Genomic DNA, 12,984 nt, shown 5'->3' with positions numbered 1-12,984 from the left:
TCACGAACAAAGACCCAGTAACAAGGGGAGGGCGTTGCCGGCATCGAGGCAACGGCCACGTTTCAAAGCAGGACACAGCATATGACCATCGCCGATCGCTGGCTTCTTCCTGATGGCATGGATGAAGTACTGCCACCTCAAGCCCTGCGCATGGAATCGCTCCGGCGCACGCTGCTCGATACCTATTACAGATGGGGCTACGACATGGTCGTACCACCGCCGGTCGAGTTTCTTGACTCGCTTTTGACCGGAACGGGCTCCGATCTTGATATACAGACCTTCAAACTGACCGATCAGCATACTGGCCGCATGATGGGCATCAGTGCCGATGTAACGCCTCAGGTTGCTCGCATGGATGCGCACTCGCTTCACCGCGAGGGTGCGGTTCGCCTTTGCTACTGCGCGCACGTGCTCAGGGCGCAGGCCGATGAGTACCAGGGCGGACGCAGCCCGGTTCAGGTCGGGCTCGAACTCTTCGGGCACTCAGGTATCGATGCCGACGTCGAAATTCTTCAGCTGGTGCTTGAAAGTCTCGACGTTGCGGGTGCGAGTCATATCCACCTCGCCATTGGCCACATCGGCATCTATCGCGCGCTCATGGAAGAAGCCGGTCTTGACGCCCAGGCGCGCGGCCGCATCTTCGAGGCGATCGAACGCAAGGCACTCGGAGACAGCGACGCTCTGATCGAGGCGCAGGTGGCTGATGCGGCTTTAGCGGCGATGCTCAAGGCGCTGCCAAGGCTTCATGGGGGCGTCGAGATTCTCGATCAGGCGCGCACGATGTTTGCAGGTGCGTCGGCCTCGGTCATGGCGGCGCTCGATTATCTGGTTCAGCTCCAGCAACGGCTCGAAGCGAGCCACGGCGACGTGGCGCTTTATTTCGACCTCGCTGAGCTTCGTGGCTATCAGTACCACACCGGTATGGTCTTCGCTGCCCACGTTTCAGGCTATGGTCAGGCGCTTGCCAAGGGCGGGCGCTACGATGGCACGGGACGTGCGTTCGGCCGGCCACGCCCGGCAACAGGGTGCTCCATGGATCTGAAGCTTCTCGCCTCGCTCAGCGAGCAGCAGCCGCCAGCGGATGGCGTATGGGCGCCTGCCGAGAACGATGCTGAGCTTCAGGCGCGCATCCGCACGCTTCGAGGCGAAGGCGTCCGCGTGGTGCAGGCACTTCCGGGTCAGGATGGCAGCGCACTCGAGACGCACTATCGCTGCGATCGTGCGTTGATCAAGCGCGATGGACAGTGGGGCATCGTGCCGATCAGTGAGATGAAGTAAACGCCAAACGTTTTTTTTTTAACCAAGCAAACGGTAGAGATGAACGTCATGGGCAAGAACGTTGTAGTACTCGGCACGCAGTGGGGCGATGAAGGCAAGGGTAAGGTTGTTGACCTGCTCACGGAATCCGCCGCTGCGGTGGTTCGATTCCAGGGCGGTCATAACGCCGGCCATACGCTGGTCATTGACGGCGAGAAGACCGTGCTTCATTTGATTCCGTCCGGCATCTTGCGCGATGACGTTACCTGCGTGATCGGTAACGGCGTCGTACTGTCGCCCGAGGCGCTGATCGATGAGATCAAGGAGCTCGAGGAAAAGGGCGTGCCGGTTCGAAAGCGCCTGCGTCTGTCGCCGGCCTGCCCGCTGATCCTGCCGTATCACGTGCGGCTTGATCAGGCGCGTGAAAAGGCACGCGGTGTGGCCAAGATCGGCACCACCGGCCGTGGCATTGGCCCGGCCTATGAAGACAAGGTCGCTCGCCGTGGCCTGCGCCTGGGGGATATCCTTCACCGTGAACGCTTTGCCAGCAAGCTCGGCGAGGTGCTTGATTATCACAACTTCGTGCTTCAGCACTATCACGGCGAAGAGCCTGTCGATTTTCAGCAGGTGCTCGATCACGCCATGGCCATGGCCGAAGAGCTTCGCCCGATGGTGTGCGACACCGTAAGTCTGGTGCACGAGGTTCGGAAGTCCGGTCAGAACATCATGTTCGAGGGCGCGCAGGGCTCACTGCTTGACATCGACCATGGCACCTATCCCTTCGTGACCAGTTCCAACACTACCGCCGGGGGCACTGCCACCGGGTCTGGTGTTGGCCCGCTGTATCTGGATTACGTGCTCGGGATCACCAAGGCCTACACCACACGCGTCGGCTCCGGCCCGTTCCCGACCGAGCTGTTCGATGAGTTCGGTCAGCACCTGGCCGAGAAAGGTCATGAATTCGGTGCCACCACCGGCCGTGCACGCCGTTGCGGGTGGTTCGACGCGGTTGCGCTTCGCCATGCGGTCGCGATCAACTCGGTTTCAGGCATTTGCCTGACCAAGCTCGACGTACTCGACGGGCTTGAAAACATTCGGGTGTGCATCGGCTATCGCACCAAGGATGGCGAGTTGACCGATAACCTGGTCGATTCCGAAGGCTACAGCGCCATCGAGCCGGTGTATGAGGATCTCCCGGGCTGGAGCGAGTCGACCCTCGGCATCAAGCGCCTCGAGGAATTGCCTGACAACGCGCGCCAGTACATTCGGTATCTGGAAGAGCAGGTTGGCACCCCGATCGATATTATCTCGACCGGGCCGGATCGCAACGAAACGATCGTGCTGCGTAACCCGTTCTCTGAATAAGCCATTCGGCTTCAAAGATGCCCCGCTTGCGGGGCATTTTTTTGTTGTGGCAAAGATGCAAATATAATTGAAACGTATTCTTATTTCGGTTAACGGTCATGAACGTGCGATTAACGTGCGTCTATCGGTCCGATAATGCGTATTCGCCTTCACATCATTTTTAATGGGGACTAGAATGGTCCTCAATGTTGTGAGAGGTACTTCGCATGCTGCGACTTTCCAAAATGAGTGACTACGCTGCGGTGGTGATGGCGCACATTGCGCGCTATCCCGAGCAGGCGCATGCAGCGGCCGAGTTGTCCGAGGCGGTCGGTGTGCCTCGGCCCACGGTCAGCAAGACGCTCAAGATGCTGATGCATGCAGGGTTGTTGCAATCACGGCGGGGTGCTCAGGGCGGGTATCGGTTGACCCGAACGCCCATCGAGATTTCGGTCAGCGAGATCATCGAGGCCATAGAAGGGCCCGTTGCCATGACGGAATGCAGTCAGGCAGAAGGCGAGTGTGGCCTTGCTGCCACCTGTGGCGTGGCCGATAACTGGCAACGCGTCTCCATGGCAATCAGACAGTTTCTGGACAGCGTGACCCTGGCGGATCTGGCGCAGAAAACGCCGATCAAGATGCCTGTCATGCTGCCTATTCAAAGTGTTTCCCTGGCAAGCATCAGCGACGCCTAGGCAACGTAAGACGATGGTCGGGCCGCCGCGTCCGACAGGGAGAGAGAGCACCATGGCTAGCGAAGAAATGGAACAGCTCGTTCGGCGCGAATATACCCAAGGGTTCGTGACCGACATCGAGAGCGACACGGCCCCGCCGGGACTGAACGAAGACACCATTGCCTTTATCTCGAAGAAAAAGGAAGAACCCCAGTGGATGCTCGACTGGCGGCTCGAGGCGTTCGAGCAGTGGAAAAAAATGAGCGAGCCGGACTGGTCTCACCTTGACTATCCGCCAATCGACTATCAGGCGATCTCCTACTTCAGTGCGCCAAAAAAGCCTGAAGACCGGCCTCAGAGTCTGGATGAAGTTGATCCGAAACTGCTCGAAACCTACGAAAAGCTCGGTATCCCGCTGCATGAGCGCGCAGCGCTTGCAGGTGTTGCCGTCGATGCGGTGTTCGATTCGGTGTCGGTAACGACCACGTTCAAGGATAAGCTTGCTGAAGCGGGCGTTATCTTCTGTTCGATTTCAGAGGCCATCCGTGAGCATCCAGAGCTGGTCAAACAGTACCTGGGCACTGTTGTTTCGCGCGGCGATAACTTCTTTGCAGCACTCAATTCGGCCGTGTTCACCGATGGCTCGTTCGTCTACGTGCCGGAAGGCGTCGAGTGCCCGATGGAGCTTTCGACCTATTTCCGTATCAACGCCGCCAATACCGGCCAGTTCGAGCGTACGCTGATCATCTGCGACAAGCAGGCTCAGGTGTCTTACCTCGAAGGGTGCACCGCGCCCCAGCGTGATGAAAACCAGCTGCATGCGGCCGTGGTCGAACTCGTGGCCCTCGACGATGCCTACATCAAATACTCCACCGTCCAGAACTGGTATCCCGGCGATGAGGACGGCAAGGGCGGCATCTATAACTTCGTGACCAAACGCGGCGATTGCCGGGGCGATCGTTCAAAGATCAGCTGGACTCAGGTCGAGACAGGCTCTGCAATCACCTGGAAGTACCCGTCCTGTCTGCTGCGCGGTGATGACAGCGTCGGTGAATTCTATTCGGTGGCCGTTACCAACGGGCGTCAGCAGGCCGATACCGGTACCAAGATGATTCACATCGGCAAGAACACCAAATCGACCATCGTGTCGAAAGGCATTGCAGCCGGCAAAAGCGATCAGGCCTATCGTGGACTGGTCAAGATTCTGCCGAGAGCCGAGAACGCGCGTAACTTCACGCAGTGCGATTCCTTGCTGATTGGCGACCAGTGCGGGGCGCATACCTTCCCGTATCAGGAAATCAGCAACAGTAAATCGATGGTCGAGCACGAAGCGACAACCTCGAAGATTGGTGAAGATCAGCTCTTTTATTGCCAGAGCCGCGGCATCAATGAAGAAGACGCTGTGAACATGATCGTCAATGGCTTCTGCAAGGACGTGTTCCAGGAGTTGCCGATGGAATTCGCCGTCGAGGCCGAAGCACTTCTGAGCGTGACGCTGGAAGGCTCGGTCGGTTAATCGCCGCGTCATCAATTTTCTGTTTCAACGGCACGCGTTGCCACCCTATTCAAGGCTTGAACATGTTAGAGATTAAAGACCTGCACGCCAGCATCGACGGCACGGAGATCCTCAAGGGCATCAACCTCACCATCAACCCGGGTGAGGTGCACGCCATCATGGGGCCGAACGGTGCCGGAAAATCGACGCTTTCCGCGGTTCTGGCCGGCAATGAAGGCTACGAAGTGACCCAGGGCACCATCACGTTTGAAGGCGAGGATCTGCTGGAAATGGCGGTGGAAGACCGGGCGCGGGCCGGACTTCTAATGGGCTTTCAGTACCCGGTCGAGATCCCGGGCGTCAAGAACGTCTATCTGTTGAAAGCAGCGCTCAATGCACAGCGCGAAGCGCGCGGTGAAGGTGAAATTCCGGCGCCGGAGTTCATGAAGCTGGTGCGTGAAAAGCTTGCCTACATGAAAATGGACAACAGCTTCCTGCAGCGCGCGGTCAACGAAGGATTTTCCGGCGGCGAGAAAAAGCGCAACGAAATTCTGCAAATGCTGGTGCTGCAGCCAAAGCTTGCCCTGCTTGATGAAATCGATTCCGGCCTCGATATCGATGCCATGAAGGTCGTGTCTCAGGGCGTCAATTCGCTTCGAAGCGAAGACCGCTCCATCTTGATGGTGACCCACTATCAGCGGCTTCTGAATCACATCGAGCCCGATGTGGTGCATATTCTGATGGACGGCCGCGTCGTCAAAAGTGGCGACAAGACGCTTGCTACTGAAGTCGAAGACCGCGGTTACGACTGGCTCACCGAAGGGAGCGTTGCATGACTGGAGTACAGGGCTTTCTCGACCAGCTCGGTGCCCGCAAGCAGCTTGACGCCGAGCCGAGCTGGATCGCCGCAAGACGCCAGGCCGGCGCTGCTCGTTTCGAAGCGGTCGGCTTTCCGAATCGCAAGAACGAAGAGTGGAAGTACACCGACGTTTCAGCGATCGCCAAACAGCAGTTTGCGCTGACCGATAATGCGGATTTCGATCGCGCTCAGCTCGATGCCATGATGCTTGAGATCGATGCGTATCGGATGGTGTTCGTCGATGGTGTGTTCAGCGCCGAGCTTTCCTCCCTTGATGGGCTTGAAGGCGACGTCAGCGTCGAGCCGTTGTCACAGGCATTGGCCAGCAATCACGAAGCCGTCGGTGGCGCGCTCGGGCGGTTGAATAACGTTGATTTCTCTGCGTTTTCAGCACTGAATGCGGCGTTCACCGCCGAAGGCGCCATCGTGCGTATCGGCCGGCGTGTCGCGCTCGACAAGCCAGTCTACCTGCTGTTCGTATCCCGAAAGCAGGATGCGCCGATCATGACGCACCCTCGCGTGATCATCGAGGCGGGCTCCCAGAGCGAGGCCACCATCATCGAGCACTATATCGGTGAAGAGGGCGCGGCCAACCTGACCAACGTGGTCAGTGAGCTTTTCGTCGAGAAGGCAGCGCACCTGGTGCACTACAAGCTTCAGGAAGCCAGTACGCAGGAATTTCATATCGCAAGCGTGCATATCGAGCAGGCGAGAGACAGCCATTACCGCTCGTTCAACCTGAATCTGGGCGGGTCGATCGCGCGAAACGATCTGGTGGCCGAGCTCAACGATGAAAATGCCGTCTGTGATTACTATGGGCTGTTCTTTGGCCGTGGGCGCCAGCATATGGACAACCACACCAAGGTGCATCACAACGCGCCGCGTACGTATTCCAACGAGAACTACAAGGGTATTCTCGATGATCGTGCCCGGGGTGTGTTCAACGGCCTGGTGCACATCAAGCGCGATGCCCAGCAGGTGCGCGGCTATCAGAACAACGCCAACCTGTTGCTCTCCGATCGCGCCGAGATCGACACCAAGCCGGAGCTTCTGATCTACGCCGACGACGTTCTATGCTCGCACGGTACGACCACCGGTCAGCTCGATGAACGTGCAGTGTTCGCCATGCGTGCCCGTGGCCTCGATGAAGCCATGGCGCGTGGTTTGCTGACGCTTGCCTTCGCCGGTGAAGTACTCGATAGCGTCAACGAGCCGAACATCGCCCTGCGCGTTGAGCGGGCCGTTGCCGGCAAGTTGCCGGACCGATTCAATCTTCAGGATTTGGTGGAGGCACAGGACGCATGACGATGGACTCAACGCTGGCGTTGGATGTCGAAGAGATTCGCGCCGAGTTCCCGATACTTTCGCGTTTGCTGCATGACGGTAAGCCCCTGATTTACCTCGATAACGCAGCGACCACTCAAACGCCGACCCCGGTGCTCGAGGCCTACAGCGATTACTTCAATCGTTATAACGCCAACATTCACCGGGGATTGCATTCCCTGGCGGATGAAGCCACGGCGGCGTTCGAGCGGGCGCGTGATACGGTGCGGGAGTTTCTGAACGCCGAACGCGTTGAGGAAATCGTGTTCACGCGCGGCACCACCGAGGCCATCAATCTGGTGGCCAATACCTGGGGCCGTGCGAACCTGCGTGCTGGTGATCGCGTCGTTATCAGTGAGATGGAGCATCACTCCAACATCGTGCCGTGGCAGATGTTATCGACGGAGCTCGGGTTCACGCTAAGCGTCATTCCTGTCGACGCGCGAGGCGTTCTGGACCTGGACGCTGCGCGTTCGCTGATCGATGAGCGGACACGACTGGTGGCGGTCAATCATGTATCCAATGCCCTTGGGACCATCAACCCTGTCAGTGAGCTTGCCGCGCTTGCTCATGCACAGGGGGCGCTGATTCTGGTCGATGGCGCCCAGGCGGTGGCCCATGCGCGTGTCGATGTACAGGCGCTGGGCGCGGACTTCTACGCCTTTTCCGGCCACAAGATTTACGGGCCGACCGGCATCGGTGCGTTATACGGTCGTCTTGAGCTGCTCGAGGCGATGCCGCCCTGGCAAGGCGGCGGTGAGATGATCAGCAAGGTAACGCTTACGGAAGGCACCACGTTCGCGGCACCTCCTCACAAGTTCGAGGCTGGAACGCCGGCCATTGGCGAGGCGATTGCACTTGATCGGGCCATTCGGTGGCTGACCAACCTGCATTTCGAGCTGGTAACCGAGTGGGAGCAGACGCTTCTTTCGCATACCACGCAGCGCCTTGAGTCCATCGATGGTCTTTCCTTGATTGGTACGGCGCCAAACAAGTGCGGCGTGATTTCATTTGTGGTCGAAGGGGCGCACTCGCAGGACATCGGGCTTCTGATCGATCAGTTCGGCGTGGCAATTCGTACCGGGCATCACTGCGCTCAGCCGCTGATGCAAAAGTTCGGACTTGATGCCACCTGCCGAGCGTCGTTTGGTGTCTACAATACGCTCGAAGAAGCGGATCAATTCGTCGATGCGCTTGGGCGCGTCATCAAGATGCTGCGCTGAGGAGAGGCAATGAGTAACCCGCTGGATGGGGTATCCAAGGGGCAGCAAATGCCTCTGCAGCGTGCCGTCGAAGCCATCTCGATTCCGTTTGGAAAGCCGGTTGTCCTTGAAGAGGATGCGGTTGTACAGGTCATGCAGGCCATGGGCTCATCCGTCAGTGTGTTGCTGGAAGGCCGGCTTTACCTGATTGAAGGCTACAAGCTCGATGCACTTGGCCTTGATTCTCTTCCAAGGCCCACACTTCATGAAGACGCCACCGACGATGAGATCGAGGCGTTTATCTGGAAGCAGCTTCATACGTGCTTTGACCCGGAAATCCCGGTCGATATCGTTGAACTTGGCCTTGTCTATGGGTGTCGCCTTGATACTCTGATTTCAGGCGAGCGCGTGGTTAATATTCGCATGACGCTGACGGCGCCTGGCTGCGGTATGGGCGAGGTCATTGCTGAAGATGCACGTCACAAGATTCTCGGGGCGCCTCAAATTTCCAAGGTCAATATCGAAATCGTTTTTAGTCCCCCGTGGTCCCGTGACATGATGAGCGAGGAGGCGCGTCTGGAACTGGGCATGTTCTGAGTCCAGCGCGGTAGACAGATCATGGTGCGGGTGAGGGCGGCATGAAAAGACTGACCGTAATGGTGGTCAAGGGCGGCTCATGGGCGCTTATGACCGTGTTTGCGGTGCTGACAGCCCTAAACGCCTGGGTCATTCTGTCGACACGCGACCAGATTACACAGGATGCGCTTGAATGCCCCCACGCGCCTGTCGGCGTTGTCTTCGGTACTTCCTACGGCTTGAAAGGCGGTGGTTCGAATCCTCATTTTCATGCTCGGATTGATACCGCCGCACAGCTTTTAAGGCTTGGCACCGTCGATCACCTTCTTCTTTCCGGCGATAATCGCACCCGCTATTACAATGAGCCGCGCTATATGTGGCGTGCGCTTCATGCTCAACATGTTCCCGCTCATTCAATGACCATGGATTTTGCAGGTTTCAGTACCTTTGAAACCGTGTATCGCGCCCATTCGGTCTTCAGGGTCTCAAAAGCGGTTTTGATTACCCAGGATTGGCACTTGCCACGGGCATTGTTCATTGCCAATCATCTCGGATTGGATGCGTATGGGTGTGTGGCTGAGGCGAATCGTCCTCGCCTTGATGCATCAATGCGAGTCAGAGAGTGGCTTGCTCGAGCGGCCACGGTAGGGGATCTGTTTCTATGGCACCGGGTGCCTCATTTTCTGGGGCCCGCGCTTCCGATCGAATCGACCGATAATTGAATTATCGGTCGATTGAGCTCATTGAAGGATTACTGCTGTTGCGAGCGCCGTCTTCCGGCTCTGCGCTGTCGAGGTGGGCGTTCGCCGCGCTCTTTTTTCTGCTGCTGATACAATTCGCGAATAAGTGCTCGGCAATCCGACCAGATGCGCTCGAGCGTCGGGTCAATCTGCTCGGGCAAATCATGCGTGAAAGCGGTTGAAATGGCTTGCATCAACACGCGCTCCTGCTCGAGCAGCTCGTTAATCAAGACCTGGCTGTCATCCCCTACGAAGCTTTTGAGTCGGCTCCATAGCCACATGTAGTCATCGCGCTCGACATCGGCATCGCGCGGCAGCAGATTCAGGTAGGTCTTGCTCTGGGATTGAAGCGTCTTCAGATCGGCGGTGCGCTGTTCGAAATAAGGCTTTAGAGCGTCCTTGATCGAGGGGCGCAAACGCTCCACGTTATCCTGAAAATAATCGAGGCTGTCGGCCAGAGCTTCCAGCAAGCTATCCATCGCCACTTGGCGATTATCGAGAAACATGCGCGGCCACCTCCGGTGACGCAGTAGTATGAAGGCGAGTAATGGATAGTTTGCCAGACCCCGCCATTAAGAAAAACCTAACCTTTAGGTTTCGGCGGTGCTTTTTGCTTGTGCGATGCGTTTTTCTCGATGTGCTCTATGATCAGCCCGGCAATATCACGCTGCGTGGTGGTTTCGATGCCCTGAAGCCCTGGTGAGGAATTCACTTCCATGATGACCGGGCCGTGGTTGGCACGTAAAAGATCCACGCCGGCAACTCTGAGCCCCATGGCCTTGGCGGCTCGAATGGCGGTCGAGCGCTCTTCGGGAGTGATTCGAATGCTGCTTGCCGTTCCTCCGCGGTGAAGGTTGGAGCGAAACTCCCCATCGGCGGCCTGGCGCTTCATCGCGGCAACGACCTTCTCGCCCACGACCAGACAGCGCAGATCGGCGCCTTTCGCTTCCTTGATGTACTCCTGGACCATGATGTTGGCCTTCATGCCCATGAAGGCCTGGATGACGCTTTCGGCCGCCTGGTTGGTCTCGGCGAGAACCACGCCGATGCCTTGAGTGCCTTCGAGCAGTTTGATGACCAGTGGTGCACCCTTGACCATCTTGATCAGATCCGGAATATCATCCGGTGAGTGCGCGAACCCGGTCACGGGCAGGCCCAACCCCTTGCGTGAAAGCAGCTGCAATGAGCGCAGCTTGTCGCGCGAACGGGTGATCCCGACCGAATCGTTTAGAACATAGGTGCCCATCATCTCGAACTGACGTAGAACCGCGCAGCCATAGAACGTGACCGAGGCTCCGATACGAGGAATGACCGCATCGAAGGGCTCGAGCTCCTCGCCCTTGTAATGAATGGTTGGGCGATGAGAGGCAATGTTCATGTAGCATCGCAGGGTATCGATGATGCGTACCGTATGCCCGCGTTCCAGAGCCGCTTCTTCAAGGCGTTTGGTGGAATACAGCGAGCGATTGCGAGACAAGATAGCGATATGCATGGTACGTCTCCTGCAAATGGACGCCTGTCAGGGCGAGCCATGGAGAAAAGAAGCGCCGGGCGCCACTAAAAGACGGCGCATGGCGCGCCGGCCCAATAACATTGGGTGCCGCATGTCCTGACGGTCGACCAGGGTCAGTTCGATATCGTAGGAAAGCTCGCCCAATTCCATCAGAGTGCGAATAACGCAGCGATTTTCGCTGTGGCCATTCGAGCTTTTAACCTGACGTCGATCATAAAGCGGCAGTTCGAAATGGCGAGATGCGCCTTCTCCATCGCCGCTCCAGCTGTCGAAACGGACATACCAATGGCCATTGCGTTCAAACGGCGTAATGTTTTCGGCATGGAGCGCCGAGGTGCGTGCACCGGTATCGACCTTACAGGGTAGGCGAAGCTCAAGCTCGGGGAGCGTGACTATTTCCCGGCGTCCAACAATGGCACGGGGCTCATAGGGCAGTGAAGTCATGGCGATCTCACGTCGTCAATTGATCAAGTCGGCGTGCCAGCAAAGAGTCATCTGGTGCGTTTTTCAGCATCATCAACAGCGGTAAGCGAAGTCTTGGCAGTAGAGCAAGCGATTTGAGCCACTGTGCCATATCCAGTGTAGACGACTTGCTCAGCTGGTCGAGGAACCGGTGAAGCCTCGTCTCATGCTCAAGATGATGCCAGCCGCGTACGGCAAGGACAGCGAGTGTTTCATCGTCTACTGACGTTTTCTCGAGCACGTCATTGGCCCACTCGGCCGCCTCGGGTCGTGCGCTTGCAAGTCCCGCTCGGAGACAGCTCTGTCTTACCTCCGAAGACGAGGCGCTTAAGCTTCGCTGTTTCAAGGCCTCGATCAGTTCGCCGCTTAGTGGGGGGCAAAATTCGAGACAGGCATTGAGCGCAACCAGTGCCGGGTCGGGTAGAGTATCGAGGCGGGGCGCGAGGTGACGTTCACTGTCGCCGTCTCGGCGCATGACGTAATCAGCCACGCCCTGCCAACCCAAGACTTCCCAGTGCCTATCGGCCATGGAGCCGTTAAAATAGGCCTCGGCCATTTCACAGTGACTACTGGCTGGGCGGTGTTGCTCTCGAGCAACCAGCGCATGAAAGAGAGCAAGCGATAGGTCGCTGGGCTCGAAGGCAAGTGGGTTGTCTTTCATCAGCGGCACGACCTCCTCGGAGGCGGCCAGCGTATCCAGCGGCTGCTGGCCGAGCGTATGCAGCAGGCGGTGGATAAACCCATCGCGCATCGCCGGGTCGAGAAAGCCTTGCTCATCCAGCGGAAACGCCAGGAACCAGACAACGGTAGTTGACGCAGAGGCGCCTTCAAGCTCGAAGACGATGCCAAGATGAGCGCGCTGTTGCCAGGGTGAGGGCCAGGGGGCCTGTTGGGTCTCGAACGCTTCAAACGTTGCGTGATCGCATCGGCTGATCTCGCGGCCCAGATGAATGTAGAGCGGCTCGATGCCAGCCTGTTCGAACAGGCTGCCAAGCGTCACAGGGGCGGAACTCATGATGCATGCTCCTGTAGTGATGAAGCGCCGGTCGCGGCGTTCATTGAGTGTTTAAAAAATGACCAGATCGCGCCAAGGGCCATCAGAGCTCGCCTGAGACCGGTTTTCCCCGAGTTATCCACACGCTCATTCAGGATAACTGTGAATGGTTCATGACAGTGCATAACTTTCTATTTAAAGGACAATGATGACTCAACAGGATTCAATGAAGCAGGCCGTTGAGGCGCTTGAAGCGGCCATGAAGGCAGCTGATCTATGGCGTCTTGAGCAACCTGCTGCACAGGCGTTCGCAAGCCAGACACCGTTTTGCGTCGACACCATGTCGCTGCCGCAATGGCTTCGTTTTGTACTGATTCCAAAGCTCAATGCGCTGTTGGACGCCAACGCCGCGCTTCCAGCCTCATCAAGCATTGCGCCTGCAGCGGAACTGTACCTCAAGGAGTACCGCTACAGTACTCGTATTTCATTGATTCAGGCGTTGGAGCGTATCGACGGTGTCATGAACGGCACGCATTGATGGTATT

The 12,984-nt window shown here is 57.6% G+C and carries 14 protein-coding genes; 10 read left to right on the top strand and 4 right to left on the bottom strand.

Annotation, left to right across the window (positions count from 1 at the left end):
• Positions 1-81 precede the first annotated feature (81 nt).
• The 9 genes from NAT49_RS10065 (at position 82) to NAT49_RS10025 (ending at position 9,452) form a co-directional block, all read left to right on the top strand.
• The gene (locus tag NAT49_RS10065) at positions 82-1,278 is read left to right on the top strand and encodes an ATP phosphoribosyltransferase regulatory subunit (RefSeq protein WP_251593771.1); all 1,197 of its coding nucleotides are present in this window, start codon (positions 82-84) and stop codon (positions 1,276-1,278) included.
• Positions 1,279-1,326: 48 nt separating this feature from the next.
• On the top strand, positions 1,327-2,622 hold the full coding sequence (locus NAT49_RS10060; protein ID WP_251593770.1) for an adenylosuccinate synthase: 1,296 nt from the start codon (positions 1,327-1,329) through the stop codon (positions 2,620-2,622).
• 206 nt (positions 2,623-2,828) lie between these two features.
• Positions 2,829-3,296 carry an SUF system Fe-S cluster assembly regulator gene (locus NAT49_RS10055; RefSeq protein WP_251593769.1) on the top strand — a complete coding sequence of 156 codons (468 nt, stop codon included), beginning with the start codon at positions 2,829-2,831 and terminating at the stop codon, positions 3,294-3,296.
• Between the two features lie 52 nt (positions 3,297-3,348).
• Positions 3,349-4,791: a Fe-S cluster assembly protein SufB gene (sufB, locus tag NAT49_RS10050; protein WP_251593768.1), complete on the top strand. Its 1,443-nt coding sequence runs from the start codon at positions 3,349-3,351 to the stop codon at positions 4,789-4,791.
• Between the two features lie 62 nt (positions 4,792-4,853).
• The gene (sufC, locus tag NAT49_RS10045) at positions 4,854-5,606 is read left to right on the top strand and encodes a Fe-S cluster assembly ATPase SufC (protein ID WP_251593765.1); all 753 of its coding nucleotides are present in this window, start codon (positions 4,854-4,856) and stop codon (positions 5,604-5,606) included.
• Positions 5,603-6,934: a Fe-S cluster assembly protein SufD gene (sufD, locus tag NAT49_RS10040; RefSeq protein WP_251593763.1), complete on the top strand. Its 1,332-nt coding sequence runs from the start codon at positions 5,603-5,605 to the stop codon at positions 6,932-6,934. Before sufC ends, sufD begins: the two co-directional genes overlap by 4 nt.
• Positions 6,931-8,175 (top strand): aminotransferase class V-fold PLP-dependent enzyme, encoded by a 1,245-nt coding sequence (locus tag NAT49_RS10035; RefSeq protein ID WP_251593761.1) that lies wholly within the window; start codon positions 6,931-6,933, stop codon positions 8,173-8,175. Before sufD ends, NAT49_RS10035 begins: the two co-directional genes overlap by 4 nt.
• Before the next feature lie 9 nt (positions 8,176-8,184).
• Positions 8,185-8,751, top strand: coding sequence for a putative Fe-S cluster assembly protein SufT (gene sufT, locus NAT49_RS10030; RefSeq protein ID WP_251593759.1), 567 nt, complete (start codon positions 8,185-8,187; stop codon positions 8,749-8,751).
• Positions 8,752-8,792: 41 nt separating this feature from the next.
• Positions 8,793-9,452: a SanA/YdcF family protein gene (locus NAT49_RS10025; RefSeq protein WP_251593757.1), complete on the top strand. Its 660-nt coding sequence runs from the start codon at positions 8,793-8,795 to the stop codon at positions 9,450-9,452.
• Between the two features lie 29 nt (positions 9,453-9,481).
• Here the strand turns inward: NAT49_RS10025 and NAT49_RS10020 are convergent, their stop codons facing one another.
• From NAT49_RS10020 to NAT49_RS10005, 4 genes are all read right to left on the bottom strand, one after another.
• Entirely contained in the window at positions 9,482-9,976 is a 495-nt protein-coding gene (locus tag NAT49_RS10020) for a hypothetical protein (RefSeq protein WP_251593755.1), read from the bottom strand.
• Between the two features lie 77 nt (positions 9,977-10,053).
• Positions 10,054-10,962 (bottom strand): 30S ribosomal protein S6--L-glutamate ligase, encoded by a 909-nt coding sequence (gene rimK, locus NAT49_RS10015; RefSeq protein WP_251593753.1) that lies wholly within the window; start codon positions 10,960-10,962, stop codon positions 10,054-10,056.
• A 27-nt stretch (positions 10,963-10,989) separates the two neighbouring features.
• Positions 10,990-11,427 carry an ATP-dependent zinc protease family protein gene (locus tag NAT49_RS10010; RefSeq protein WP_251593751.1) on the bottom strand — a complete coding sequence of 146 codons (438 nt, stop codon included), beginning with the start codon at positions 11,425-11,427 and terminating at the stop codon, positions 10,990-10,992.
• 7 nt (positions 11,428-11,434) lie between these two features.
• Complete coding sequence (locus tag NAT49_RS10005) at positions 11,435-12,460, bottom strand: DUF3549 family protein (RefSeq protein ID WP_251593750.1); 1,026 nt, start codon at positions 12,458-12,460, stop codon at positions 11,435-11,437.
• Positions 12,461-12,647: 187 nt separating this feature from the next.
• Here NAT49_RS10005 and NAT49_RS10000 point away from each other — a divergent pair, with 187 nt between their 5' ends.
• Positions 12,648-12,977: a YqcC family protein gene (locus NAT49_RS10000; RefSeq protein WP_251593749.1), complete on the top strand. Its 330-nt coding sequence runs from the start codon at positions 12,648-12,650 to the stop codon at positions 12,975-12,977.
• Positions 12,978-12,984: the final 7 nt, after the last annotated feature.

Source organism: Larsenimonas suaedae (assembly GCF_023712105.1).
GTDB lineage: Bacteria > Pseudomonadota > Gammaproteobacteria > Pseudomonadales > Halomonadaceae > Larsenimonas > Larsenimonas suaedae.
This window is presented reverse-complemented; position numbering and strand designations above follow the sequence as displayed.

Coding starts and splice junctions, on each gene's coding strand:
- NAT49_RS10065 (WP_251593771.1), top strand. CDS start 82: ATGACCATCGCCGATCGCTGGCTTCTTCCTGATGGCATGGATGAAGTA.
- NAT49_RS10060 (WP_251593770.1), top strand. CDS start 1,327: ATGGGCAAGAACGTTGTAGTACTCGGCACGCAGTGGGGCGATGAAGGC.
- NAT49_RS10055 (WP_251593769.1), top strand. CDS start 2,829: ATGCTGCGACTTTCCAAAATGAGTGACTACGCTGCGGTGGTGATGGCG.
- sufB (WP_251593768.1), top strand. CDS start 3,349: ATGGCTAGCGAAGAAATGGAACAGCTCGTTCGGCGCGAATATACCCAA.
- sufC (WP_251593765.1), top strand. CDS start 4,854: ATGTTAGAGATTAAAGACCTGCACGCCAGCATCGACGGCACGGAGATC.
- sufD (WP_251593763.1), top strand. CDS start 5,603: ATGACTGGAGTACAGGGCTTTCTCGACCAGCTCGGTGCCCGCAAGCAG.
- NAT49_RS10035 (WP_251593761.1), top strand. CDS start 6,931: ATGACGATGGACTCAACGCTGGCGTTGGATGTCGAAGAGATTCGCGCC.
- sufT (WP_251593759.1), top strand. CDS start 8,185: ATGAGTAACCCGCTGGATGGGGTATCCAAGGGGCAGCAAATGCCTCTG.
- NAT49_RS10025 (WP_251593757.1), top strand. CDS start 8,793: ATGAAAAGACTGACCGTAATGGTGGTCAAGGGCGGCTCATGGGCGCTT.
- NAT49_RS10020 (WP_251593755.1), bottom strand. CDS start 9,976: ATGTTTCTCGATAATCGCCAAGTGGCGATGGATAGCTTGCTGGAAGCT.
- rimK (WP_251593753.1), bottom strand. CDS start 10,962: ATGCATATCGCTATCTTGTCTCGCAATCGCTCGCTGTATTCCACCAAA.
- NAT49_RS10010 (WP_251593751.1), bottom strand. CDS start 11,427: ATGACTTCACTGCCCTATGAGCCCCGTGCCATTGTTGGACGCCGGGAA.
- NAT49_RS10005 (WP_251593750.1), bottom strand. CDS start 12,460: ATGAGTTCCGCCCCTGTGACGCTTGGCAGCCTGTTCGAACAGGCTGGC.
- NAT49_RS10000 (WP_251593749.1), top strand. CDS start 12,648: ATGACTCAACAGGATTCAATGAAGCAGGCCGTTGAGGCGCTTGAAGCG.